Source organism: Bradyrhizobium sp. LB11.1, from assembly GCF_040549385.1.
In the GTDB taxonomy this organism is placed as follows: Bacteria; Pseudomonadota; Alphaproteobacteria; order Rhizobiales; family Xanthobacteraceae; genus Bradyrhizobium.
The window spans coordinates 209,200-233,791 of record NZ_JBEPTH010000011.1 but is presented as its reverse complement, the minus strand read 5'-3'; the positions used below and the strand labels follow the sequence as shown (position 1 = coordinate 233,791).

The 24,592-nt window shown below is 57.4% G+C and carries 22 protein-coding genes and 1 pseudogene; 15 read left to right on the top strand and 8 right to left on the bottom strand.

The window, feature by feature from the left end; all coding sequences use genetic code 11:
* Window positions 1-52: 52 nt before the first annotated feature.
* Both ABIA96_RS26830 and ABIA96_RS26825 read right to left on the bottom strand, forming a co-directional pair.
* Window positions 53-1,387, bottom strand: coding sequence for a patatin-like phospholipase family protein (locus ABIA96_RS26830; RefSeq protein WP_354140042.1), 1,335 nt, complete (start codon window positions 1,385-1,387; stop codon window positions 53-55).
* Window positions 1,388-1,426: 39 nt separating this feature from the next.
* Window positions 1,427-3,010 carry a T6SS phospholipase effector Tle1-like catalytic domain-containing protein gene (locus ABIA96_RS26825; protein WP_354140041.1) on the bottom strand — a complete coding sequence of 528 codons (1,584 nt, stop codon included), beginning with the start codon at window positions 3,008-3,010 and terminating at the stop codon, window positions 1,427-1,429.
* A gap of 330 nt (window positions 3,011-3,340) precedes the next feature.
* On the opposite strand from ABIA96_RS26825, the gene ABIA96_RS26820 reads away from it, so the two are divergent.
* The 3 genes from ABIA96_RS26820 to ABIA96_RS26810 are packed head-to-tail and all read left to right on the top strand — an operon-like array spanning window position 3,341 to window position 4,400.
* Complete coding sequence (locus tag ABIA96_RS26820; RefSeq protein ID WP_354140040.1) at window positions 3,341-3,547, top strand: hypothetical protein; 207 nt, start codon at window positions 3,341-3,343, stop codon at window positions 3,545-3,547.
* Window positions 3,544-3,753: a hypothetical protein gene (locus ABIA96_RS26815; protein ID WP_354140039.1), complete on the top strand. Its 210-nt coding sequence runs from the start codon at window positions 3,544-3,546 to the stop codon at window positions 3,751-3,753. Before ABIA96_RS26820 ends, ABIA96_RS26815 begins: the two co-directional genes overlap by 4 nt.
* A complete protein-coding gene (locus ABIA96_RS26810) occupies window positions 3,753-4,400 on the top strand; it encodes a DNA methyltransferase (protein WP_354140038.1) in 648 nt (215 codons plus the stop codon). Before ABIA96_RS26815 ends, ABIA96_RS26810 begins: the two co-directional genes overlap by 1 nt.
* Window positions 4,401-4,479: 79 nt before the next feature.
* Here ABIA96_RS26810 and ABIA96_RS26805 read toward each other — a convergent pair whose 3' ends face one another.
* Both ABIA96_RS26805 and ABIA96_RS26800 read right to left on the bottom strand, forming a co-directional pair.
* Entirely contained in the window at window positions 4,480-5,487 is a 1,008-nt protein-coding gene (locus ABIA96_RS26805) for a M48 family metalloprotease (protein ID WP_354140037.1), read from the bottom strand.
* A gap of 2 nt (window positions 5,488-5,489) precedes the next feature.
* Window positions 5,490-7,055, bottom strand: coding sequence for a type IV secretory system conjugative DNA transfer family protein (locus tag ABIA96_RS26800; RefSeq protein WP_354140036.1), 1,566 nt, complete (start codon window positions 7,053-7,055; stop codon window positions 5,490-5,492).
* A gap of 206 nt (window positions 7,056-7,261) precedes the next feature.
* On the opposite strand from ABIA96_RS26800, the gene ABIA96_RS26795 reads away from it, so the two are divergent.
* From ABIA96_RS26795 to mobQ, 8 genes and pseudogenes are all read left to right on the top strand, one after another.
* Window positions 7,262-7,561: a hypothetical protein gene (locus ABIA96_RS26795; RefSeq protein WP_354140035.1), complete on the top strand. Its 300-nt coding sequence runs from the start codon at window positions 7,262-7,264 to the stop codon at window positions 7,559-7,561.
* A gap of 361 nt (window positions 7,562-7,922) precedes the next feature.
* Window positions 7,923-8,750: a hypothetical protein gene (locus ABIA96_RS26790; protein ID WP_354140034.1), complete on the top strand. Its 828-nt coding sequence runs from the start codon at window positions 7,923-7,925 to the stop codon at window positions 8,748-8,750.
* Between the two features lie 40 nt (window positions 8,751-8,790).
* The gene (locus ABIA96_RS26785) at window positions 8,791-10,665 is read left to right on the top strand and encodes an SH3 domain-containing protein (protein ID WP_354140033.1); all 1,875 of its coding nucleotides are present in this window, start codon (window positions 8,791-8,793) and stop codon (window positions 10,663-10,665) included.
* A gap of 309 nt (window positions 10,666-10,974) precedes the next feature.
* Window positions 10,975-11,922, top strand: a complete 948-nt coding sequence (locus tag ABIA96_RS26780; protein ID WP_354140032.1) for a MobA/MobL family protein — start codon at window positions 10,975-10,977, stop codon at window positions 11,920-11,922.
* Between the two features lie 180 nt (window positions 11,923-12,102).
* Window positions 12,103-12,969 (top strand): hypothetical protein, encoded by an 867-nt coding sequence (locus ABIA96_RS26775; RefSeq protein ID WP_354140031.1) that lies wholly within the window; start codon window positions 12,103-12,105, stop codon window positions 12,967-12,969.
* Window positions 12,970-12,980: 11 nt separating this feature from the next.
* Complete coding sequence (locus tag ABIA96_RS26770) at window positions 12,981-13,217, top strand: hypothetical protein (RefSeq protein WP_354140030.1); 237 nt, start codon at window positions 12,981-12,983, stop codon at window positions 13,215-13,217.
* A 47-nt stretch (window positions 13,218-13,264) separates the two neighbouring features.
* Window positions 13,265-13,789, top strand: coding sequence for an ion channel (locus ABIA96_RS26765; protein WP_354140029.1), 525 nt, complete (start codon window positions 13,265-13,267; stop codon window positions 13,787-13,789).
* Window positions 13,790-13,933: 144 nt separating this feature from the next.
* A pseudogene (mobQ, locus tag ABIA96_RS26760) lies at window positions 13,934-14,557 on the top strand (MobQ family relaxase); the annotation flags it as partial.
* Between the two features lie 453 nt (window positions 14,558-15,010).
* Here the strand turns inward: mobQ and ABIA96_RS26755 are convergent.
* The 4 genes from ABIA96_RS26755 to ABIA96_RS26740 form a co-directional block, all read right to left on the bottom strand.
* The gene (locus ABIA96_RS26755; RefSeq protein WP_354140028.1) at window positions 15,011-16,531 is read right to left on the bottom strand and encodes a type IV secretory system conjugative DNA transfer family protein; all 1,521 of its coding nucleotides are present in this window, start codon (window positions 16,529-16,531) and stop codon (window positions 15,011-15,013) included.
* A 204-nt stretch (window positions 16,532-16,735) separates the two neighbouring features.
* A complete protein-coding gene (locus ABIA96_RS26750) occupies window positions 16,736-17,251 on the bottom strand; it encodes a hypothetical protein (RefSeq protein ID WP_354140027.1) in 516 nt (171 codons plus the stop codon).
* Window positions 17,252-17,258: 7 nt separating this feature from the next.
* Window positions 17,259-17,459, bottom strand: coding sequence for a hypothetical protein (locus ABIA96_RS26745; protein ID WP_354140026.1), 201 nt, complete (start codon window positions 17,457-17,459; stop codon window positions 17,259-17,261).
* An 18-nt stretch (window positions 17,460-17,477) separates the two neighbouring features.
* Entirely contained in the window at window positions 17,478-18,980 is a 1,503-nt protein-coding gene (locus tag ABIA96_RS26740) for a hypothetical protein (RefSeq protein ID WP_354140025.1), read from the bottom strand.
* 218 nt (window positions 18,981-19,198) lie between these two features.
* Between ABIA96_RS26740 and ABIA96_RS26735 the strand changes: the two genes are divergently transcribed.
* The 4 genes from ABIA96_RS26735 (at window position 19,199) to ABIA96_RS26720 (ending at window position 24,574) form a co-directional block, all read left to right on the top strand.
* Window positions 19,199-19,753 (top strand): recombinase family protein, encoded by a 555-nt coding sequence (locus ABIA96_RS26735; protein ID WP_354140024.1) that lies wholly within the window; start codon window positions 19,199-19,201, stop codon window positions 19,751-19,753.
* Window positions 19,750-20,004, top strand: a complete 255-nt coding sequence (locus tag ABIA96_RS26730; protein ID WP_354140023.1) for a helix-turn-helix domain-containing protein — start codon at window positions 19,750-19,752, stop codon at window positions 20,002-20,004. The genes ABIA96_RS26735 and ABIA96_RS26730 overlap by 4 nt, the downstream gene beginning before the upstream one ends.
* Before the next feature lie 360 nt (window positions 20,005-20,364).
* Entirely contained in the window at window positions 20,365-22,911 is a 2,547-nt protein-coding gene (locus ABIA96_RS26725) for a hypothetical protein (RefSeq protein WP_354140022.1), read from the top strand.
* Window positions 22,895-24,574 (top strand): hypothetical protein, encoded by a 1,680-nt coding sequence (locus ABIA96_RS26720; RefSeq protein ID WP_354140021.1) that lies wholly within the window; start codon window positions 22,895-22,897, stop codon window positions 24,572-24,574. The genes ABIA96_RS26725 and ABIA96_RS26720 overlap by 17 nt, the downstream gene beginning before the upstream one ends.
* The last annotated feature ends 18 nt before the right edge of the window (window positions 24,575-24,592 follow it).

The following is a 24,592-nucleotide window of genomic DNA, read 5'->3' as shown; positions in this document are numbered from 1 at the left end:
TATTCCCTGAATATGCTCTAACAAATAAAAATCCGATCCCAAGCTCGTACCCCTAAAGCGGCACCGTTCTTGCCATTTCATAACCAGCGTTCATCCATTTGGTCGTACTTTTGTTCGAGAAATTCAAAGTCCCGGTCCTGAACGTTCCCAAGTCTTCGGAGGGGGCAATGATGGTCACTTTGCTTGGCCAGTGACTGGGCACCTGATACGGGATCTCGATGGGCGGGTCATTGTGTACGACCGTCGGCTCTGTCACTGGCGGTAAGCGAACTTTTGCTTCTAACACACGAGTCAGCCGGCACTTGATTTGCCAAAGTTGCCTTGAAGCCTGATCGTCCCACGCATCCGACTTCCCGCATTTAATAATGATAATTTCATCGCAAGGAAACATCTCGATAAACGGAAACCATGGAAGGTTATCAGCCATCCCTCCGTCGACCAGCCGACGGTGCTTGTTGTCCCTACGCGCGGGGACAATGCCGAATGGCAACGCACTGCTCGCGAGCAGTCCTTCGCGCGCTTCAACGAGGGACATGTTGTCGATACGGCTGTACTCTGCTGCCATTGTAGAAAGCCAGAGCGGGTAGCGATATTCGGAATTTTCGTCTTCTTTGACGTATTCAACATTATCTGGATCGAGATACGAGAAAACTTCACGAGCGGCTGTTGCAAACAACGGTATATTGAGGCCGGAGTTCAGGACGAGTTCGATCGTTTTTGTGAGCGGCTTTGGGGAGAAGTAGCTCAGGTTCACGAATCTCATAAGGAACGCCAAGCCCAAGAAGAACACTGGCGCGAGAGCTACCCAGAAATACCAAAGGCCAATAAACTCATGTTCTGGGCCCCAAAGATCTGTGGCGATCATCTGACCAGCTAGAAGCGCCAATCCTAACAACATCTGGAGGCGTATCGTAGTCCTGTTAAAAAATGTGAATCCCAATAACACGACGGCCGCTGGAACTACCACCAACATTCCAACCCAATGGTCGCCGCGCAACCCCTCTCCAAACACCAACACCATTGCGATGAACATTGGAAGCACGGTTAGTGCAGAGAAGAACCATTCGAGGGGTTTTGGCAACGCGTCGTCCGGCGGAATGAAACTATTGAGAAAAGCAAGGTAGAGCTGCGCTAGACCGCCAACAACAAGAACGGGAATTAGCCAAGGACGTTGCAGAAAAACGTGCGAAAGGCTCATCTCATTCCATAATCTCTCGCCGAGATCAATCCGATTTGCGCACCAAATCGCGCTGTTCAATGCTCCGACCGACGTCCCGGAAACCGCATCAAATTTCAGACCGCGTTCAGCAAGCGCCTTCAGCACACCGAATTGCCAAGCACCTTTTGCGCCGCCGCCCTCCAAAACTAAGCCACGCCTCAAAGTCATGTAGTAAACCCGCCAATATTACGAAAAAGGAGCACTCTCTTACGGGAGAAAGTCCGTTGGAAGCGTTGGTTCTTCGCTTCTGCCTGCCGGCGGTGCGTCCGCCGGCGGATCGGGATAAAATTGTTTGAAATCCACGTGCTCACGAAGCGCTTCCGGGCGGTAGTCGCCGACTGTATCTTTCGCGCAGTCAATAACCACCTTCAGCGCAAACCTGTCCTTCACCGTCGGATGAACGTTCGCCTGGGGCAGAATAGATCGCTTTATGATTTCGTAGTTGGCGTGAGCGAGAAGGCCTCGAAGGATGCGGGGCAATCGCTCTCTGAATGCATCAATCGCATCTCGCGTACCTGCGATCTCGCTGTGCTGCACGCTCCTACCATCGGGGTAGAGGTTCAAAGGCGTTCCGGCGGTGCCGGTACCTGCAACAGCTTCACCGTTGACAGTTACCGGTCCGAATTTGATTGGATGGTCCAGCCTAAGGGTCTCTTCCAGCATCCACTGTAGCGAGATATCAGACAGCCGTGACTCCGTCTCCGGATAGCTGCCGCCGATGTCGGAATGATTGCCCGCAAACCAGCATTGCGACAGTTGCGTACTGTCCGGCTGCCCCCACGTTACGCGGTCAAAATCCTTCCGCCTTTCGTCGATGGCGTTGGCCGACCGCGCCGTGCCGACATATCTCGATAGGAGACGATCGAAGTTCTCCGACTTCCACTCGGCCTGATGGGAGCGTTTTTCACCCTTGGTAGGAAAATCGTAGATCGTCTTCGTGTATTGCGCGCGCTGCCGATACAGAAACCAAACAACCGCCAGAATGACCAGAGCGGCACTTATCGCAAGCTCCGGCCACCAGAAGCCGAAACCAAGATAGTATTTTGCGACCAGCGACGGCAAAATTGCGAGTACGGCGGACGCCAAACTGGCGACTCCGCCAAAGAGAACCGTCAAGCCCGTCTGTATCAAAAACCTGCGCATGCCGCTCGCGCCGAGCGCCGCGACTGTATCAAAGACACCAACAAAGTAGGCCGCCGCGTTGGACCTGTCCTTGTCGGCATCCTCACCGACAAAATTGCAACCGTACTTTGCGCGGAACCTCCGGGCCTGTTCATCACGCTCCGTCTCATAGTCGGCGCGCGCATGTCCAGCACCATGCTCATAGACGGTTTCAACTGCTTCCCTCGCGATATCATGGACCTGCTTGCGGTAGCGCAGCAGCGAACCGTTCTCGGCCTTTGTCGGAATGCCACACAGCATGATCGTGTTGGCAAGGCCGCGGACGGTGTATGCGCCACGACTGAAGCCAATTAGGTAAATCCTGTCGCCATCCTCATAGTGATTGATAATGAACTCGTAGCAGTCGGCCATGTTTTTGGTGATGCCGCGACCGGTTACCGACTGAAGCAGCTTGTCAATCTTGCGCATGACACCGGTGAGGCCGCTTGCTCCGCTGTCCGTACCCAAGCCAGGATCATAAAAGCAAACCTGTTCGGTGGGATCCATCGCGTTGTCCGGATGCACATGGGACGATCTGTACATCTTATAAACGTTGCTGATGCGCTGCTCTGGGCGAACGCCCCCGTCCTGACCTGTCCCGTCGGAATAAACGACGATGTTCTTCGGCATGAGGCATTCTCCATCGGGGTATGGCAGCCTTCCGCAAACGCCCGCACGCCATCTTAGTTGAATCCGGCCTGACATCCTACCCCCACGCGAGTAGCTCGGTTGGCCGACTCTCGTGCCGTCCTGTCACTCCCGTTGCCCGGCCACTGCGCAAACGCGGCCAGAAGTTCGTCGGATAGTTAGGCCAACGGCGCGTTCCCGCAAGGCATCCAACCGTTTCCCGGAGGGTCCCTCGGTCGGAGCCTCCTTGCGTGCCCGCTGAAACCGTCCGGCCTTTTGAACTCCCGACGGCCGCGATTGGCGTGGCCGGAAAACCAACGGGAGAAATCCAAAATGACACGCACTCAAAAGAGCCGCCCCACCCACTCAGTTTTCGTGGTGGAAGGTGAAGGCGACTCGGCCTTCTGGACGAAAATCGGCGCCGCTTGGGCCCACGAGGACGGCGAAGGCTACAACATCACCCTGACGGCGATGCCCCTGAACGGCCGACTGGTCGTTCGCACCGCCAAGACCAACGACAAGCCGGAGGCGGCGCGATGAGCGCCGTCACCCGGCAACGGTTCCTGGTAACCGGTTTCGATCACGATGAATGGCACATCGTGGTTGAAGCCGGCGGCCGGGCGGAAGCCATCCGCAAGGCCGAAGCGATCTACTTTGCCGACGGACTTGGCAAGACCGATTGGTTCGCGCTGTGCAGTAGCTTTATCGACTGGAAAGCCGAACCGTTGATGCAAGGGGCTCAGTAATGAGCCTCCTTGCCAATCCATTCCGTAACCGCGTCGTCAACGGCGACTGCACCGAGGTCATGCGCCAGATGGCTCCCGGTTCGGTGGATTTCATCCTCACCGACCCGCCCTACCTCGTGAACTATCACGCGCGCGACGGCCAGACCGTCGCGAACGACAACAACCCCGACTGGCTGGAGCCGGCATTCCGGGAAATGCACCGGGTCCTGAAGGACGGCTCGTTCTGCATCAGCTTCTACGGCTGGAACAAGGTCGACCTGTTCATGCACGCCTGGCGCAAGGCGGGTTTCCGGATCGTGGGCCACCTGGTCTTCCCCAAGGCCTACGCCTCGTCGGTCCGCTTCCTGAAGAGCCAGCACGAGCAGGCCTACCTGCTCGCCAAGGGCGATGCGGCGTTGCCCGCAACGCCGCTGTCCGATGTGATCGACTGGTCCTACACAGGCAACAGGCTTCATCCGACGCAAAAGCCGGTTTCAGTCTTGCGGCCGTTCATCGACACGTTCTGCCAGCCCGGCGGCGTCGTGCTCGACCCGTTCTGCGGGTCGGGCTCGACGCTGGTCGCGGCGAGCGCAGCCCGGCGCGACTACGTCGGGATCGAGCTGGAAGTCCGGCATTGCCGGACCGCCCAGCTTCGCCTGCACTCTTAGCGGGGGTCCGGGGGCGCAGCCCCCGGCGAACACCGGCCAGGGATTGAATACACGTTTCGCATTGCAAGCCCTGTCTGCCTTAGATGCCCGTTCGAAAGGCCGCGTCGGCCTCATGATGCGCTACGCCTTGGTCGATAGACGGACGCTTGGTCCTGAAGGGCAGCTTCGAAAGATATTCTTCTGTCTCCAGCGCTCGAACTCTCTTCTCCAGCGTCGGATGGGTTTTGAACAGCCGTCCAACGCCGATGAACATCTGTTCTGAATGAAGCATTTCCTTGCGAGAATGCTCAAAATCCGCGGCATGTATCTTCCTAAGCGCCGAGATGGCAGCTTCTTTACTGGTCAAGGCCGCTCCTATGGCGTCAGCGAAATATTCACGACGCCGTGAGTGAGCCCTGATCACCAATTCCGCTACGATAGCAAGCGTGCAACGAGCGAGTCTTTTCAGTCCATTGAAAACAAGGAAAAACGTAAGAAATTCTTGGAACCCAATGGCAAACGTCATGCGCTGGGCATCGCCGGAAACAATATGGCCTAGCTCGTGGCCTGAGATAAATTCGACTTCCTCCCGATTTAAGTGTTGAAGAAAGGGCTCGCCAATCGCGACGATGCTCACTTCGTTTGAGGCCCGGATAGCGAAAGCGTTTGCGGTATCGGCGATTGTCATCGTCGACGGACACTTAGGTAGCCCGAGCCTTGTTGACTGGTCCTGCAAGATCTGTGTCAGCGGGTGATCGGCCGGAAGCCCGACGAGGGCCCAATCTCCAACGGCGAAAGCTCGCGAATAGCGAAGCTTCCAATAGGCGGATAGGGTCGCGGCAAGCGGCACGATAACCGCCCCGAACACAATTATTACTCCCGCGATGGCAATAATCGCGGCGAAGACAGGAATCCAAACGAACAGGGCGAGTCCGGCAGTTAGCGCTGTGGAAAAGAAGGCTGCACAGGCGATAAACGCGGCACCCAACGCGACCCCCACCCAGGTGCTCAATACGAGTATGAGCCACCAGCCCAACATCGAGCCCATCAAGCCAGGCAGGCGATCGGTATCCAGTTCGGTGTCGGAAGCTGCGGCGTACTGCGCCATGCTTACTTCGCCTCTCCAATCCGGGCCAAAACTTTATTGCCGATAAAGTAAGGCACCAGTCGCCCCTGAATCGGATGAACCTGTGGGATGGTGATAATCGAATGCCGCGTCTTATCTGGCAGGACCGGCGCAAGGAGACGAACTACTTCCGGCGGGGTCAGTAGCGGTCGGCCCGCAATGTTGACGCTGACGTTGACTGTAAGGGATTCGCTCGGGTCCTGAGAAGTCCACCTGTCACCTGCGTTGCGCGACAAGCCGGCCGACAGCGAGCTGGAGCGATAGGCAACCGTGCGATCGCCAAGGAATTCAGAAATCAGTTTGCCCGTGAAAGTCTCGTCCGTTCCGAAGAATATCTTGACCGTCGCGTCGAAGAAGGACTTCCAGGACGTCGGATAGTGTTCTTCGAGTTTCGCGAGGTTCTGCAAGAAGAACCAAAGGCGGACCCCGGCGCCTGCGTGGGTAAGAATCGCATCCTGGAATTTCTTGAACGGCCCCAGCGAAAGAAACTCGTCGAGCAGGAACAGTACCCGATACTTGGGGAGGCGCTTGTTTTGAACCATTGCATTTAGCGCGCATGTGGCGACGACTTTGAGGAATGACGCGTAAGCATCGATGTTGTCGAACGGAACAGTAATATAAACTGTTGCCTCTTCATCTTTCAGCTTTGCAAAATCTACGTCCGAACTGCCGGTTGCCGCCGCTATTCCCGGGTCATCGAAAATGCCCAAATCCGTGTTAAGCGTTTCACGAAGTACCGGAATGCCTCGATCCTGGGATTTTGTAGCAACCACGTTGGCAGCATTTGCAACGGCCGGAATCTTGGACTGCTGCATCCGTTCGAGAATCTCGCCAAATACTGCGGGCGGACTTGCGGACATCCGTCGGACCTCCGCCATGTTGCGCCGCTCAGGCGGGCCCTCGTTGACCACGAAAAGGAGCAAGGCGGTCAAATAGGCAACGGCGTCCTTCTTGAAAAAGTCAGACGCCTTTGGATCTGATTGGATCATCAGCTCCGCGAGCACGCGGGCATCGTTCGGCGTTGCAATGGTCGATAGCGGATTAAAGCCATCTGTTTTTGGCTCAAACGGGCTGATGCGGAATACCGGTCCGACGTTGGCTTTGCGCCAAGCTGAGGTTTTCTCGAACAGTTCTCCCTTGGGGTCGAGGACGACGGCGGAGCCGTGGTAACGCAGCAGGTTGGCGATGATGAGCATGGTGCTCTTGCCGGATCGCGTAGGCGCAACCGTAAGCAAGTGGCCTTCGCCATCCCAGTAAAGCCAGCCGCGTGCGTCGCCTGCTTCACCTGACATGGCTCCAAGCAGCAAGCTGCTCTCGTTATCGAATGCGGCCTCGCTTTTGAGGAAACCAGCCGCGGCGACCTCTTCGGGAGTCGCCCAGCGGGCCGAGCCGTGAACGGTAGGCGGATTGGCAATCTGCTGGTCCTGCCGCTGGCGTTCAGCTTCCGCCCGCGTTTCCATTTGCCGTCGGGCGGCCTGGTTGCGCAGAAATTTGCCGAGCCCAACAACAATGTTGACGGGATCGAGCGGCCCTAACCCTTTTGGTCCCATACCGGATACCTGCCCCCAAACTGCGCCCAAAGATGGAAAATCGGCTATTTAACCCCTGATTGCAACCCGCCAGGTGTACGCCGGCCTGACCAGGGCGCGGTGAGCCGTGCCACCCCGTCAGTTCCGACCGGCAGTCTGAATCATAGGCTTCCACGAGACCGAAGCGACATCCATCCCGTTTGTCCCTGTTTCTCGTGGGAGAATACATGACCTTGACCGCATTGGCCGCGAGGCTTCGCGAAAGCGTTGATAATCGCGTCCGTTCGATCGTTGCCGATAGCTCACGGAGAAACCAGATCCGCCATGCCTGTACGGCAGTGACCGCGTCCATGCTGACTTGCCTTGCCTTGGCGTGGTGGGACACCCTGCCAAGGGTTCTCGCCGACCCGGGCATCGGCAGCGTCGTAGACCTGCTGCCAAAGATGTTCTTCGCATCCTTGGTGGCAGCCGGTGCCGAATTCGTGCGGCTTTGGCTCGATACCGGGATTTATGCCTACGACCGGTAGGCCAAAATGATAGCGTTTGGGGCCCCGGATAATTCCGGGGTCTCTTAATGTTTGGTCCGGGAATCCGGCTTCTGCAAAAATTCCAGCGCGTCGTACTCGATTTTGGCCCTGCGCTTCTTTAGAATGTTATGGTGGAGCTTCGGATCATAAGGCTTGCTAAGACCGAACCGCATCAATGAGAAACGTAATTTCATCGGCAAATCGAAGTAAGACCGCCTTTTCATTTCGAAATATGCGATTGGCAGGAGGACGATGTCTTCAAAAACCGACAGCCAATACTCCAAAGCCGATACAACGGAATCTAAAATTCTCAGAAAGCGCTTAAACGACTTCATCTTATGCCAGCATCATAAGGCAAATCATGCAACGCATCAACACACCTGAATGGGGTATTGATCAGTTCGACCAATACGCGAGACTTCAGACGGAGAAGGTCGAGCGCGAGATAAACCAGCTCGACGACGACATCCGGAAAACAAGCGAACTCGTTTTCCGCAATCCTGAAATGGGTGGCTCGCTGTTGCGTCAGACACGAGCTGAACTTGACGAAACTCTCGATCGACTTGAATTCGATCCGACGAAATTGGGCAGATTGCGGGGAGGTCCATTCAACCCGGATGACCGTAAACAGGCACTGGCGCAGGCAAGTCATCTGCGCGCGTTGCTCAAATCGCGAGACGACAAACAGGTTGTCCTAGGGCGATACGAGCAGTTGTATCTAAAGTCTGTGCGGGCTCGCGAGCTTCCTGCGCATGAACAAGCTGCGGCGCGCGAGTCTCTGCAGAATGAGAAAGAATATTGTGATGTCACCTACGAGGTTCGTAGCAGAGAGCATCACGGCAGAATGGCGCCCCTCCAGCTTGAGAGAGAAAGCAACGACTCAACCGATCGCTCTCAACGGCACTCCCCTGAGGAAAAGTCGGATCCGGAGTGGTATCGTTCTGGGAGAAAAGAGGTTCATCAGCAAGACCAAAGCCCGTCACGCCACGACATGCTTGAGCAACAGCCTCAGCCAACTGGCGAGAGAAAGCATCAAATTGACAGCAGCGATGCTTGGTGGCGGGTTGAAGCGTCTACGCGCAGCATTCCGTATGTCGGTCTGCCGGAGGTCGATGCACGGACCGGGCGCAATACCGCCGAATGGGAAGAGAGGCGGCTTGAGATCGAGGAACGCGAACGTCGCCGATAGTTGAGCGCGCTGCTAGGGGGATGGGGCAATGCGGCGGTGGATGATCGACCTGAGCGTATTCCTGCTCATGGTCGGCGGCATGGCGATTTTATTTCCTCTGCTCCAGGGGACAGGCGCCGGCATGTTTTCTCAACTGGGTAACCGGTTCAGCAATTCTTACGAATCCAACGACAAGTTATCTAGTCCTGTGGTGAGACAGAACGCAGTTATCGCGCCGCCGCCGTCAGTGCGCGATATAGCGCCGATAGGCTGGCGGGTGGCGACAGCAAACGGACGGTCCGCTGCTGTCTTGAGCTTGCCAACGCATCCCGATGTCAAAGAAATCTCGCTGTCCTGTGACGGCTCGCAGATGAGTTTGGCAATTACCCTTTGGCCAAATGGTCGGGTAGTTAAGAAGCTTGGCATTGGCGACGACGCAAGCTCACCTGAAGCTGAAATCGACCTTGCTTTGTATTCGATCGATCCTCTTCTCGGAGCGAGCGCAACGGGTGACGCAGTCGTACAATTTTATCTGCATCTGAACGACGTTGCGGAGCAGCTAGGCCCTGGTAGTGGAGTTGTCGGCTTCATCAGTTTCCGAACCAGACAAAGCTATGCGGTCGATTTTCGCGGCTTTAAATCGGCAACACAAAACGCGCTCGCTCAATGCGTTCCGAAAGCAGCGACGGATAAGTTTGCGAAGCCGGAAATCACTTCTGGAACAACAAAGGATGTCCTGGCAGATCGCTGGGAATACGCCGGTCGGGCTGCAACGATCAGCACCGAGCCGGGTGATCCGGTTTGGTCTGGCAGTGATGGGCCGTTCGTTTACATGGTTTCTTTTCGCTGCCAAGACAAACCCTTGTTCTCTATCTCCGGCGCCTTTGTTGGAGAACTCACGGGCGACAAGACGCCAACGGGGGAGCTATCAAAGGAGCAGGCGTTAGACTTCGCCGTTACGACGAACGAGGGTAAAGCGATCAATCTCAAAGGCTCTTGTGGGAACGGTGAAGGAGCTCCTGTCTGTTTCATGTTCCCTGACAATGCCCAACTTAACGTGATGGCAGGGTCCGCTGCGTTGACCTTCGCGGCGAATGGACAGCGGCTCTTGGCGGTTCCGTTCGGATCTGTTGATAGGGTACGCAAGGTCTTCCCTCATTGTGGTCGCGGGATTCAGCAAGAGGCGTCGTTAGCCCCACGAGCCAATCTGCCGGGAGAAGCGGCCACAGGCGCGGTGAAACCTGCCGGACAAACTCAGAGAGTGACACCACCTCCCAAGGTCCTTGCCGCTCCCGCCAATGGTCAAACCGTAGTGCTCGAAAGCAGTCTGAACGTTCGGGCGAGCACCAGCACGTCCGCACCGTTGGTCAAGTCGTTGACGAAAGGCGCTCGGATTGTCGTAACGAACAGTGAGGACAGGGAGTGGTCGGCGGTTGCTGTGGCGGGGAAGGGTCTGGGCTTTGTGAAGAACTCCGCCCTAACGCTCGCGCAACAGCCAAACAGGCCAACCGGTGGAAGTGTTGATCAGAGTCCGGCAGATCGAGCGGCCGTACCAGCGGCTAATCAACAACCCGCGCGGGCTCAGATTGCCATTGCCGGAAAGCCGACGGCTAACAGCGGTCTGTCCAACCCAATGTCCATCGGGGCACCGGGATGTGAAACGGTTTGGGCGCCGAGACTTCAAAGAGCTCTCCAAGAACGAGAGCAAGCCCGGCAGTCCGCAGACGACCTCAAGAAGTATGGTTTGGCAGGGTACGAGCTGGAACCAAAGGAAAGGAAATGCGCACGGGTTCGGCTCTATCTGACTTCCTATGCCGGCATTCAGGATGCCCTTCACGCCTGCCCGCGGTTGTCGACCCCTGATCTGGCCGCAGATGCCGACGCCCGCCAGCGGTTTATCGGCAAGGGTATGAGCAACCAGCAGTGCGATCAGTAGTCCACCTCTAAACTCACGCCTAAGCCGTACTCCGGCTTCCGCGGTCTCGCCTTTTCCCTCTTGCCCCCTCGCCACGAATCCGGCCCTGTAGCGGCCGTCTTGACGCGCCGTCGGTTCACCCCGCTGCGGCTCCGCCGGGCGGGGTGCTCCTTCCGGCGCGTGCGGTATCGCCGGGCCAGGGGCCGCCTGCCTTCCCTGCCGGTTGAGGCGATTGCGCCAATCCGGGCGGCCTGCTAGCCTCGGCGATACCGTGAGTGCGCACTTATGGGTTTCGTTCCGAAACCCGCGCACTCCAGTTCGAGTTGCGTCGTGGCAATCTACAGTTTGCATCACGCGGCAATCGGCAAATCCACGCAGGCACGGCCTCACACCGCTGCCGCCCACCTTCGCTACATCACGAGACGATCAGCCTGTACCCGGGTTCTGGCCGGGCGCATGCCCGCTCAGTCGGCCCGGGCGCGATCCTGGATTCGCCGCGAGGAGGACGCCGACCGCGCCAACGCGAGACTCGTCGACAAGGTCCTGCTGGCATTGCCGCGCGAGCTCAACCCTTCGCAGCACGCCGCGCTGGTGCGGAAGTTTGCCGAGCAGATCACGCTCGGACGTGCGTCCTGGCTCGCTGCCTTTCATGACGACGGCGAGGACCGGCACAATCCTCATGTCCACCTGGTCATACGGGACCGGGACCCCGAAACCGGCAAGCGGGTCTGCGGAATGAGCGAACGGGGCTCGACCGAACGGTTGCGCGAGTTGTGGGAGCGATGCGCAAACGAGGCGTTGGAGAGTGCCGGCCGGTCCGAACGTATCGACCGCCGGTCGCTGGCTGCCCAGGGTATCAGCCGGCAACCGACCATCCACGAAGGCCTGAGCGCCCGCGAGATGGAAATCCGCGACCGCCGCATCCGATCGAAGACCGTCGAATACCGTAACGGCACCGGCGCCCGATCGAAAAGTCGGACGATCGATTACCGGAAGTTCGACCAAGGTCGGTCGCGTCCCGCCTATAACCGATCAATCCGGGAAACCCGGGCCGACTATTGGGAGGCAATCGAGGCTGACGCCCGTGAGCGTGAATGGTTTAGTCTGGGCGTGTCCAGTAAAGCGCACCGAGCGTCCGGACTCCCAAGGTCCGAAGCCGAACGCTCCCGAAGCGACTGGTGGGCAGTACAAGGCGCGGAGCCTCCTTCCAATGATCCGCAGAGAGATACCGCAGACGAACGTAGGCTCCGAAGGAAAGACTATCGACGCGAGCGATAGCCTCGCTGGATGGTCAAGACAGGCTGCGTGAACCCAAGACCTCGGTTTGAAAGAACGGCTTTACCCTCGTCCAATCTCTCCTTAAGGTAGAGCAGGCTCGGGGGCTCACTGATGCGGCGTAGAGCAGCGTTGAGCGTGGGTATTTGCGCCCTCGCATTTGGTTGTGTGGCGACACCACCAATGGCGCCCGACATCAGCCTTCCGCTGAAAGCCATTGTGCTTCACGCCACGTGTGAGCTGAGGGATGCCTTGGCGGCATTCAAGGATCCGCCACCGGGACAGTACCTCCCGCCGAGATTTCCCGAACACTGGAGCATGTCGATCCAGCTTACGCCCAAGGTCGATACGGACTTCAATGCCCGTGCCGGTCTGACGGGAACGACAAAAGGGCCAAGCGACAAAAAGACTTACTTCAATACGTTCAGCGTTGTGGGTCCGGGCGCGGGCGTGGATATCAAATCCTGGAAAAACGGCGCTGTGACCTACTACGTGAGCGGGCATGACCTCCTGAATCCAGCGCTCCCGCCGATTGACTGCACCGATGCTCGATCCACTCTTCACGCACTGGCTCAGGATTTCGGCATCCACGACTGGCTTCGCCGGTTGATCGACTCGGCGAACCAAAATGAACTCAATGGGCTGGTTACATTCGACAAGCCGACCTTCGGCGCCCAATTGACAATCAGGCTCGATGGAGCGGGTAACTTCACCTACAATTTTCCGCTGGGTACAAACTTCGGAAACGTCGGCGGCTGGTACGAGGTCGATGAAATCCTGTCGATCGCCTTTACTCCCGACCCGAAACCTGCGCCCGAGGCCGTCCAATTTCCGGCGCTGCCTCCCAAAACAAAGGGTCCTCCACTGTCTGAAAACTTCACGACGTTTAGAGAGAATGCCAATCCGCCTTTCCGGCCAGCGCCGCGCATCCGGCAACCCCGCCGCGCTGCCCCCGCTGCAGTGCCCCAGGGTGTATCTCCGGAGGCGAAGAGCCGGCTTGACTCCCAACAGCTTGAGCAGACGCTGCGCAACCTTCAATTCAATCGGTAGGACGATCGCCAATGAAATATTTGCTGCTGCTCGCCTTCTTCGTTTCTCAGGATGGGAAGACTTTCTATTTGCAGAGCACTAGCACCATGGAGTTTGAGTCGAAGCTCGCGTGCGAGCTTGCTGGCGCTGGCACCTGGGAGACCTTCAAGAGCGCTAAGTCCAATGCCATCAACTTGGTGGCTTGGTGCATGGCTAAGGATGCGACAAAGTCCTCGGAAATCTACCGTCTAAATAACGTGGGTAGATGATTTCAGGAATAGGCAACCAATGTTGGCGTCAATTCGGTAACAACGACATGGGCACGTTAATCGAAGTCGTGATTGCACTCATCGGTTTGGCATTTCTGGCGTTTGTCGGATGGCTGGCGAGTTCTCCTGGAACATCGATTTTGGCGTTGATTTTTATTGCCGCCCTCTGGGCGTTTATATTGCTACTAGCTCTCCTTGCTGCCATTGCCATTTTTGCTCCGGAATACAAAGAAAGGGTCTCTTTCCAGCTCCCGAAAATCTTGGCCAAGTTCAATCCCTCAAAACTGCATACTCTCGGATACGTGGCTCTCTCGTATGCTTTGACGATCTACTTGTTTGCAGTGATTTTCCGGGCCACCACTAACTTCGACAAGGCCGCGTTCAATCCCGCGATAGATTCCGTGTGGACTGGGATGTACTTCAGCATCGTCACCATCGCGACGGTTGGCTACGGTGATATCCTTCCGGTCAGCAGCTTTGCGAGGTTGATGGTTTCGATCGAGATTCTGAGCGGTGTGGCCTACGGTGTGTTCTTCTTGTCGATCATTGCAAGCTTCTTGCGAGAAGACTGACAATTCAAGAAAGTCAGAATAGCGCACTTATACATCGGCTTCGCCGACATAGGTGCGCGTGCCCCATGTTCCTGACGAGCGGTCGCAAGCCCTACCCGCCTGAACTTCGTCGGACAAATCGCTGAAATAGTTGACAGCGATTTCGTGTTGGCTCAATGGGGCGGCGTGGCGAGTTATCACTTCTCAGTTCAGATCATCCGGCGGTCGCAAGGGCGATCGGTGCTTGCCGCTGCGGCGTATCGTGCAGGCGAGCGCATACGAGATGATAAAACCAACCAGCTCCACGACTACAGCCAGCGCCGTGGCGTCGTTCATGCCGAGGTGATGGCGCCGCCCGGCTCGGCGCCCTTCCTGACCCAGCGCGAGAAATTATGGAATTACGTGGAGCGGCAGGAAGGCCGCAAAGACGCCCAGCTCGCCCGTGAAATCAATCTGGCGCTGCCGCATGAGCTTGATGCCGACCAGCGGCAGAAACTGCTTTTAAGCTTCGTCCAGGAAGCCTTCGTCAGCCGTGGCATGGTCGCCGATGTCGCGATTCACGCGCCGGTGCATGAAAAAGGGGACCATCCGCACAATCACCACGCCCACATTCTGCTGACGTTGCGCCAGGCCACGCCGTCGGGATTGCGTGGGGTGAAAACCCGCGAATGGAACAGTGACCAGGCGCTTGTTGAGTGGCGCGCTCTGTGGGCCGAGCATCAGAATCGAGCGCTGGAACGCGTCGGGGTCTCTGCTCGTGTCGACCATCGGACTCTGGCCGCGCAACGAACCGAGGCTTTGTCGCACCGTAGTCATCAAGCAGCCGCACGGCTTGACCGCGAACCAGAAATCCACCTCGGCAGGAGCCAGCGGCGACCGATCGAGTTCGCGAAGCGGACCATCAGACCCCGCGGGCAACGCTCGGAGCGCAATGCCGCAATCCTTCTCGGCAATGCTGCGTGGGCCCGAGCACGCCTTGAGGCCTGGCAGAAGGCCTATGTGCGCGAATTGCACCGCGCCCGGAAACCCCGAAAAATCGCGTCACAGGCCAACCCGCCGAAGGGCCCCGGGCAACTGGCCGTGCCCTTGCACGGCCTCTTTCGCGGGCCGCCGAAGACCCTGGCCGGGCACCTGCAACGCATCAGCGCCGGGATCTCGATCTGGCAAGGGATTCTCGGCAAGAGACAGGCCCGTCACTCGGACTTTCGCTCGCGCTACTTGCTGGAAGCCATCACCCGTGAGCTAGTCCGCGGTGACGGGCGCCAGCGACTTCGCGTGCGGCAGCTCGATGCGCCACCGGTCCCAGAGAGAATGCCAGCGGCGCTCAAGCCAGTAGCGCACCTTGCGGGCCAGGATGGGGTACGGCAACTGGCGCGGCATCAGGATGACCGCGCACCGGTCGGGAAGGCGCATGATCTCGGCGGGATCGACCAGATAGCGCGCAGCCTCGCTGACGCCCTCCGTCGTATTGCCACGAAAGGTATTGACGTTCGACTCTGAACGGCCGGCCGAGTGGCTGAGTGTCGTGGTGTAGCCGATGCTGTCCGCCAGCATGCGGGCGGTTTCGATGTCGCTGACGTTGAAGGCGACCTTGCATCCGGCGTTGGCGACGATTGAACGCGCCCGGCTGTAGGTTCGCTCCAACTGGTCGAGGTCCTGCCACACCATGATCATTCTCATGTAGGTGGCAAGAAAGCCGACCCCGTCCTCAATCGGCTGGAGTCGGCCAAGGGCCGCCGCCTCGTCGAGCAGGAGCAACGTTTTCTTCTTCGGGACCTGCTGCTTCTGCCTTGTCATGGCGATGAGAGCGCAGCCGATGATCGCCCGCAGGAAGCCGCGGTAGATGGTAAGCTTTTCCTCGGGTACCATGACGTAGACCGTTGCGACTCCCCGGTTGAGGTCCTCAAACCGGAAATCCGACCGGGACGAGACGATGCCGGCGGGCTTGTCGAGCGACCAGATGCCGGTCGCCTTGTCGACCGTAGACTTGATCGATTTCAGCTCGTCGCTCTTTTCCATGGAAAGGAGGCTCGTGGCCTCCTCGTGCAGGCTGATGGATTTCATGCTCATGGCGTCCAGAAGCAATGCCTCAAGGCCGGGCCAGTCCTGGGCGGCCAGTGCTCTCACCTGGGCCAGCGTGCGGAGTTCGGGCTGGTCGGCATACTTGTGGCACACGTACAGGAGAATCGTGCCGAGAAGGGCACGGGCCTTTTCGTCCCAGTGCTCACCATCAAACGTGGGAATAATAAGAAGATCGGCAAGTTGCTTGGCATCGTCGGCTTCATGCCACGTCCCGACCTGGATCATGTCCAGCGGGTTGAACCCGTCCGATTGTGCCGGGTTCATGACGTTCAGGGTCCAGACCGGCCCACGAAGCGACCGTGCGCGCGAAGTGATCGCGTGATTCTCGCCCTTGATATCGATCACGATAATCGAGCCCGAATACTCCAGCAGGTTCGGTATCACCACGGAATAACCCTTGCCCGTGCGCGTGGGGGCGAAGAGCAGGACAAATCCCTCGGCTTTATAGCGGATGAAGCGTCCCCAGGTCTTTCCGACAATGAGTCCGCATCGACCGAGGGCCCCACTTCGGAAGATTTCCCAGGCGCTCGACCATCGCGCCGAGCCGTGGGTTGTAGATGCTCGGACGCCCGCAAGGAAGAACTCAAGCAGCCGCAGAAAAACGGCTAGACATTCTCGTACCAGGATCAACGCCAGCCACGTCAACCTCAGGCAGAGCCGCGCGGCCAGCTTTAAGGTCACGCCCTAAGCCTCCAAGAGAGAACGCTCCGGGTCAACAAAAAAAGTCTTTACGCGAGCCGCCTGCAACGCCGCCGATGCGACGGATAGGTGTCTCCGCTTGGCAAAGCACCGAACAATGCACTTCTCGCGTTAGGGAACCTCGGCCCGCGAATTGTCAGGCAAACGAAAGCCGTGCGGAAACCCTTTTATTGCCCTCGAACACAACTACGGCTTGATCCCGCACATTTTCTCCTGGAACGCGGTCACACGCTCAAGAAACTCGGGCACTTCCACGGGCACTAGATTGGCAATGGGCGCCTTTTTGTCGGACTGATCCCGAGAACCTTGGGTATGGACCGTGTAGCCATTGTCCTCGCCGGTCAGATACACCAGGCGCCGGGTGCCCGATATGGTGGTGTAGACTTCAGCCTTGCGCAGCTTGTTGAAGTCGAAAGACGCCTCGTTCATATCTGCGCTCTCGGGTTGCTGCACGAGCACGAACCTGCATTTCTCAGGCTCCCGCATCCACAAGACCCGCGAGCCCCTGCCTTTCGATGTGGCCTTCAGCGTGGCATCCCCGCCGGTCTCGTACGAGACATCATAGTACTGCAGAACATAGCCGTACTGGGAGCCAATCAAGTCCATGGCAGCTTTCAGGCGATCCTCCGTACCCGCGCGGTCGCACCCCGCCAGGAATCCCGCGAGCGCGAACAGACAAAGGCAGTTTCTGAATTTGCTCATGCCAGTCTCAGGATTTGGATAACCGCCGCACGACGCGAAGGACGATCGCACCGACGATCCAGAGGGTGATAATGCCGATGGCCGGCATGATGGTGGCGCCGTTGTCCTGCATCATGTTGCCCGTTCGAGGCGGCGAGAACGCGCCCGTGAACGCGAGCACCAGAAGCAACACCATCAGAATGTGAAATCCTATCGAGGCATAGCGCATGTTATTCGTCCCCCTGTGTTAGCTCTTGCAGTGCGCGAGCATGTAACTGCGCATCTGTGAAAACCCGTTCATCTGCATGTTGGACATTGGCGAGTTGCTATCATCGACAGTCATTTCCATGACCCAATTGTCGGCCGTGCCGTTGCGCCGGATGTTCGCCTCGGACGTACCGAACTCCCTGGACAGGTTCGCGGCAAAGGCACCCGCAGCCCGGCCATTGGTGAGACGCAGCTCGTTGAGATTATCGTCGGCGCCGTTCAGCCAGAGCGCCCGCGCGGGGCCGCTCTTTGCCGTCACCGGCACGTATTCAAGTCTGCCGCCTGCGACGCATTCGAGCCGCAAGGCCTGCAACGGTCCGGTTTCGCTGGTTGCGGCCTTTACTGCGGTCGTTGCCGCGACGGGGCGACCATCCGCGCCGGTTGAAATGCTCCAGCTTCCGATTTGGGTTGGCGCTGTCGTCGTAGCTGGGGTTGAGGCCATTTTAACCGGTGCCACGGGAACGTCGGCCGCAGCGGTCGCGCTGCCCCCCGCCTCTTTGATTTGTCTCGCGAGATCGAGATCACCCGCGTCAACGGCCACGTCGTACAAGGAGCTGTTATGGCATTGGCCATTGTAGCTCACCGCCGCCTTCGCGGTTGGCGAAAGGCCGCCCGCAGTGAGCGCACGGACGATCCTGAGCAGCTTTTCGCGGTCGTACCTGCGCAGGTTGGCATAGAGATAGCCGTAAAGGTTGGCTGCACCGGCACAGCCGCCTTTCACCGGCATCGTGACCTGGGCGCGGTCGCGCACCAGACCTTCCACCAGGTCCGGGTTGAAGCTTTCCATGGCGCCCTCGATGGGGCGCTGCGGCACGCCCGCATTGATGTCGGCTCCCGCCTTGACCATTGGCGACAGGACGTTCTGGTAGAAGTATTGCGTAGGCCTGAGCGCCTTCATGCAACCCTGAAAAATTGCATTGATCAGGACCTTGTCGCGCAGTCCGTACCTCAACAGCGACTGAAAGCCGGTCGCCATGGTTTCCATGTACGGACGTTGCGCAGTTTCCACCTGGATGTCGGTCCCCATCGGCGGAAACGGTGCGTAATTGCAGAATCGGTCGAGGTAGGTCTCGTCGACATTGGTCGGGTTGGGGTTCTGCCGGAAATGTTCGAAGACGATGCGCTGGACCTTCACATCCCGAACGAAGGGTGTGCGGGGACCGTCCTCCGCCCCGATGCGATAGAACCAGACCGAGAGAGGTTCGCCCGCCAGTGAGTTGACGTTGATGCCCGCGACTTTGACGTACTCATCGGCCTTGGCCTCATCGCCCGCAAACACGGTCTTGAGAAACGTCTTTTCGCGCTCGGAAAGCTTGCGCCATTTCTCCCAGGGAGCCTCGGCTGAGGCGCCGGAGCTGCCGAGCGCGAGCAGCGTGACGATTGTCGGAATCCATTTCGGAACAGCCGGCCCGCGGCTGGACGCAAAATATCTCGAAGAACGCATGAATGTCCTCGTACCGCGCTGATGCGCCGGGTGGTGCATAAGACTTCATCAGCGGCGTGGGACGGTAGCGAAAATCCTGATTTACGAATGCAGGATCAAAGCGCAGAATAATTCGAGAATGAAAACCCGCTCCGTCATCGAGTCAACCAAGCAAATTACTGAAAGGACTCGCGAAAGTGCTTTTAGGCTCCCGCTGCCGCTTCTCACCCGCGTAGGCCTTGCAAAAGTCAGGACATTTGCAAGGGAGGCATAGTGATATGACCGTCTTCGGCTATGCGCGCGTCAGCACCCCGGCTCAAGAGCTGGACATACAGATAGATGAGTTAAAGGCTGCTGGCTGCGAGGTTCTCTTTTTCGAGAAAGAGAGCGGCATGAAGCACGACCGGCGCATGTTCAATCGCCTTCTGAAAAAGATTAGGAGCGGTGATGTCGTTATCGTGCCGGCGTTTGATCGGCTTACCAGGATTGGACCATTCCGGTTGCTCTCAGTGCTACACGAAATCGAGGAAAGAGGTGCAGTATGCAAGTCCCTAGCCCAGCCTTGGATTAAGCCGACCGATGGATTGTCGGAATTGTTCGCCGCTTTGCAAGGATATTTCGACCACAGGGTGTGGGATGACATTATGAGGCGAACCCGAGCTGGCCGTGAACGGGCCCGTGCCAATGGCGTCAAGTTCGGCAGAAAGCCAAAGCTCACGCTTGAACAGCGCCGCGAGGTGCTCGGCCGGAAACTATCTGGCGAGCCACAGTCACATATAGCCCGCGCATTTCAAGTAAGTCCTTCGACCATATCGAGGGTCAAGAGAGCATGAGTCAGCCACTGCGTGCCACTTTGATTGATCGCCGTGTCGCGGCAAATCTCCGGACACAGCGCCAACGCGCAGGAATGTCTCAGGAGACCTTGGCCGCGGCGGTCGGCACGTCATTTCAGCAGCTTCAGAAGTACGAGCGCGGCGTAAATCGCATTTCCATCGGGCGACTTATTCTCGCCTGCGAAGCGTTGGAAATTTCTTTTTCGTCTCTACTGACCGACACTGGCGATAAGTCCAAAGCTCTACGATGACCGCTCGGCCCAAGAATTAACAAGAAACAAATCCACGACTTGCGAGTACAAAATGCAGGATTACAAATTCGCATCAACCGTCAGACATTCTGTGCAAGGGCGAAAAAATAATTTGGCCATGCCGCAAATCGCCGCACCCCCATATGTGAAGAATTTCACCAAAGACGCCACGGTTTTCGACTAGCCTATTCTACGGAGATCGTCGTCTGCTCATTATGTTTTTCGCAACCGTCAACGAAAGATCGCAATGCGAACTTTCGTTCGCAGCCGGCGCTCGCTGGACACGTCGACGCCCGACAACGTTATTTCCTTTGCAACAAGGCGACGTTTTCAATGCACCCGAACTTTTCGAGAATGACCTTGTTGGTTCGGATCTGCTTGGCAGCAACATTGATCGGATTGAGTTTAGGCGGCTCGAAGGCCGATGACTTTGTGCATGACGCCAACTATGGGGTAAAGTTTGCAGTCATCCCTACGAACGGCAAGGATGCAAACCAGCAGTTCGAAGACCGAGCTAAAGTCGTCCTCGACAATCAAGCGTGCGGGAAGGAACTCGATTTTTTTGATGCCAGCTTGAAGAAAAACGGCGATGGCAAGCCAAACGGCGATGTCTATCCGGCCCTCATCGCGAAGGTTTCAGTGCTCGCTCGGAAGCCGTTCGTCGCATGTCAGATCACAGTGCTTTTTAACAAAGACGGATCAGGTAACATCTACGAAGAACTGCAGATTCCATCTACGACGAGCGACGCCGAAATAGTCTACGACATCAATCAGCGGTTTGCTCTGCTGTACGGTCCGGGCGGCGGCGCCACACCAAGTTGCAATAACATCGTCTTGATTCCCTCGCCACCACTCGGCTCGACGACGCCCGTTCAGTTCACCCCCAATCCAAACCCGCGGCTGCTAACGGTTGAGTTCAACCTCGATCAGGGTTGCCTCATGGCTGAGATAAACCAGACGCTGCAGAGCCGGGTCCGGGTGGGAGACCCAGGAACCGACGGCGCTCCATGCTTCGCGTTAGGCACGACGACCGGCGACTGGGACATGGCTGTCTACCAGCTTGTGCGCCTGGTCAACCTGAATGAGCGCAAAGAAGCCATGGCGTTCGACGCCACGACGATCTCGCATCTCGATGATTTGCTGACGATCAGCGGCGAGCTGCAGGCCGACAGCTACCCAATTTTTGGAGGTTGCGGAAACACCAACACGACCACGGGTTCGGCTCAGGACCGCGCCGACGCGGTCAAATTTTACGATCGAGGTCTCTTCGACGACATGGGCGGCCTGCTGAAGTGGTTGCTCGCGTTCCTCGCCATTACCATCCTCGTCGCGGCACCCGCGTTGCTGGCTGCAGCGAGTCCTGCCGGCCAAGTCGTCGTCGGAGCGTTGCAAGGTGCCCTCGTCGCCGCAGGCCTTGCGTCTGCCAGCCTGAATTCGATGCGAGTACCCGAGACGGAAAATCATCTTTTCATGATCAATACGTCTCAGTATTTGACCAACAAGCGAATTATAGGGCAGTTGAGCGACAAAGACGACCGCAAGATTTTCGAGGATTACAACACGGAGATCAAAGAGTGGCTTCTCAAGCGGATTCAGAAGATCTCGAAAGAAGACTTTGTTGAATACAACGCTCGCCCCTATGCGCGTTTGAGCGTGAGCGCACTCTTGAACATCTACGATTTTTCCGATGATGCCACGCTTAAGACGGCCGCGCACATAGCGTTGGACATGGTGTCAGCGAAAACGGCGCAATCGAGCAATCTTGGGCGGCGCATCGTCCCGTTCAGGAGGCTCGCGGGCTCAAACACAGTTTTCAACGACGGAACATCCATCTTCCAATTGCAAGGAAGCGCCGACCACTTGATCGCCGCCATGCTGCTTTGGAGTGGTCAGACCCAGGCGCTACCAGATCAGCGGATCAGCATATGGTCAATCGGCCAAATGACCATCGAAGCGACTTCCGACTACCGGCCCCCAAACTTGATCCTCGATGTAGCCATCAACAAATCGGTGCCGTACGAGCAGCGCATCCATCATGCTGGTTGGGAAATCACGTCGAGCGGCAAAGGCTGGATGGTGAGCGCAGGCGGCACGAGCACCGACTTCGCACAAAAGTTGCTGATCGCGTCACCCATCGATCTCGAGGTCGCCCCCTTCCATCTTTGGCTGAAAGACGAGAATCGGGGCGCGGGCGTGCCCACGTTCTTCTTCCCGAAATCCACGACGGTGCTTGAACAGACCTACCGGGATTTTATTCGGTTTGAGGGAACACTCACCAAGTGGAAGAAAGACCTTCCTACGGACCCCTTACCAATCACCTTTGACCATAACCTCTGTGTGAGGAACGGGTTTGCCTGCGGCACCAATTTTGTCATCCCAGCAGACCCGGAGTTTTGCTTCATCTCAGGTTCTTATCCTGCAGGTGTCCACTTCATCGACTCCAGCCGCTGTCCGGTATTCGCGGATGCACCACCTTTTTACATGATGCTGTATCGATCGGAAGATAAGCTCCGTGCGAAATGGGGTTTCTTTGAAGTTGTCGATGCGGAAGGGTTGGCATTTGCGGATTTCGTAAGCCAGATGATCGCTCGAAATACCAACAACTTCCAGAGCTGGTCGGCGGCAGCCGCCAATACCGATGACATCGCGCCAGTGCACTTTAACTCCTGGCGGCAAGACGACCTGCTCATCGATGTCGATGCCCACGCGCACGACTCAGATAAGAGCGGCATCTTGGAGGTGAACGGCGCTAAACAGGCCGATCTCGGCGATTGGCCTCTGTACGACGGAGACATACTTCAGAGCTCCGGCGGCGGACAGATCACGATCCGACGCCCTGGTGATACGCGATCAGTGCTCCTCGATTTCTCCAACGTGGATCAGCCGCGCTATGTACTCTTTCAATAGGCTAATTGCTCCTACGGCTGTCTTGGTCTTTGCCACGTTTGTCGCCGGCGCTGCGTATGCCGATGCAACGGTATCGGTCTGCGGCGTGGATGTAGCGCTTGGTCCGGGCACCAACCTACAGGAAGCGCTGGCCATCGGCGGTCGCATCACCTTCACCTGTTCCGACCGTCATATCAAAATGACAAGTCAACACGTGCTCACCCGTTCTGTCGACATTGATGGAACGGGCGGATACATCCTGGATGGCAATCATGCCGTAGGCATTTTACAGGCAAACTCGCCGCAGGTCGAAATTACCCTCAGAAACCTGCATATCCAGGGAGCGCAGAACAATACCCTCGGTAGTGTCGTCTCGGCAAAAGCCGGATCCGTTCGCTTGCAGAACGTGCTGACCGAAGACTCGGACGCCCCCTACTATGTAGACACGCTCACAGCTTCGGGAGGCAGCGTGTTCGACGACAACCGGGGCAAGGTGATTACTGCGCGAACCGTTGAACTGACAGACGTCTCATTGACCCGGAACAATGGCTCTCCTCTCTCGCAGATGAACGGAACGTCAGGAACCGCGCGACTCACGAACGTCGAGGTCGATGACAACAGCGACAACATCGTCTGGCATTCTGGAATTGAGATACATAAGAGTTCTTTTACATCGAACCAGGGAGTGTATGGCGGCGCGCTTTCTCTATCGGGATCGGTTCTGATTACTGACAGCCATTTCGCCAGCAACCGGGCCACGGACGGTGGTGCGATCGACGTAGCGGATGGCCTAGCGATCATCCGCAGCACCACATTCGAAACTAACCAGGCATTGCAGGCTGGCGGCGCCATCTCTGCGCACGGTTTTGGAAACAAGCTCGCCTTGAAGCTTGATTACGTCAAATTCAGGCGCAACAAGGCCGGGGATAATGGTGGAGCCCTTGTTTTCGCAGGTGATGGCAGCACCCGCGAAAATGAACTCACGGGAAGCGGCGTTTTGTTCACCGCCAATACCGCTGGTACTGTTGGAGGCGGCGTCGATGTCAACATAGACAAAGTGCAGTTTGCGAGAGCAATTTTCGTGGACAATCAAGCGGCAAGTAGCGGTGGCGCCATATTCATCAATACCATCGGGAAGACCGAACTGGGGAACGCCATTCTTGCCGGAAACAAAGCGAAAAGCGGTGGGGGGATATTCGGGACAAACTTTTCATTGACTAATGTTACGATTGCCCGGAATTCAGGCGGCGGGATAGTAGTCCTCCAACCGCAACAACCATCACCGAGCGCCGCCCAGTCGACGATGGCCAATGTCATTGTCGCGGCTAACGATCCTTTCAATTGCTCCGTTCCTGCGACTGAAAAGCTGACTGACGCGGGGCACAACCTTCAATTTCCCTCGACCTCATGTGGATCAACGTTATCTGTCCAGGATCCGCTCCTGGACTCCCTTTACGTCCCCATGCTCGGCAGTCCCGCCCGATTCGCTGGAGATCAGAAAGTTTGCCTTGAGCATCCTCTTGTTCACGGACGCGACGCGCTCAGCGCTCCGCGGCCCGTCCACAATGCTTGTGCCATCGGAGCGGTCGAGCACCCACCTGAAAATCGCGCCATCGGTATCTTGAGGAAAAGCGAAGGATTGCCTGCAACGGTGAAAACGTTTCTTACGTTGCTCGGCTTTTAACGGCGCCCATGCCCGTTC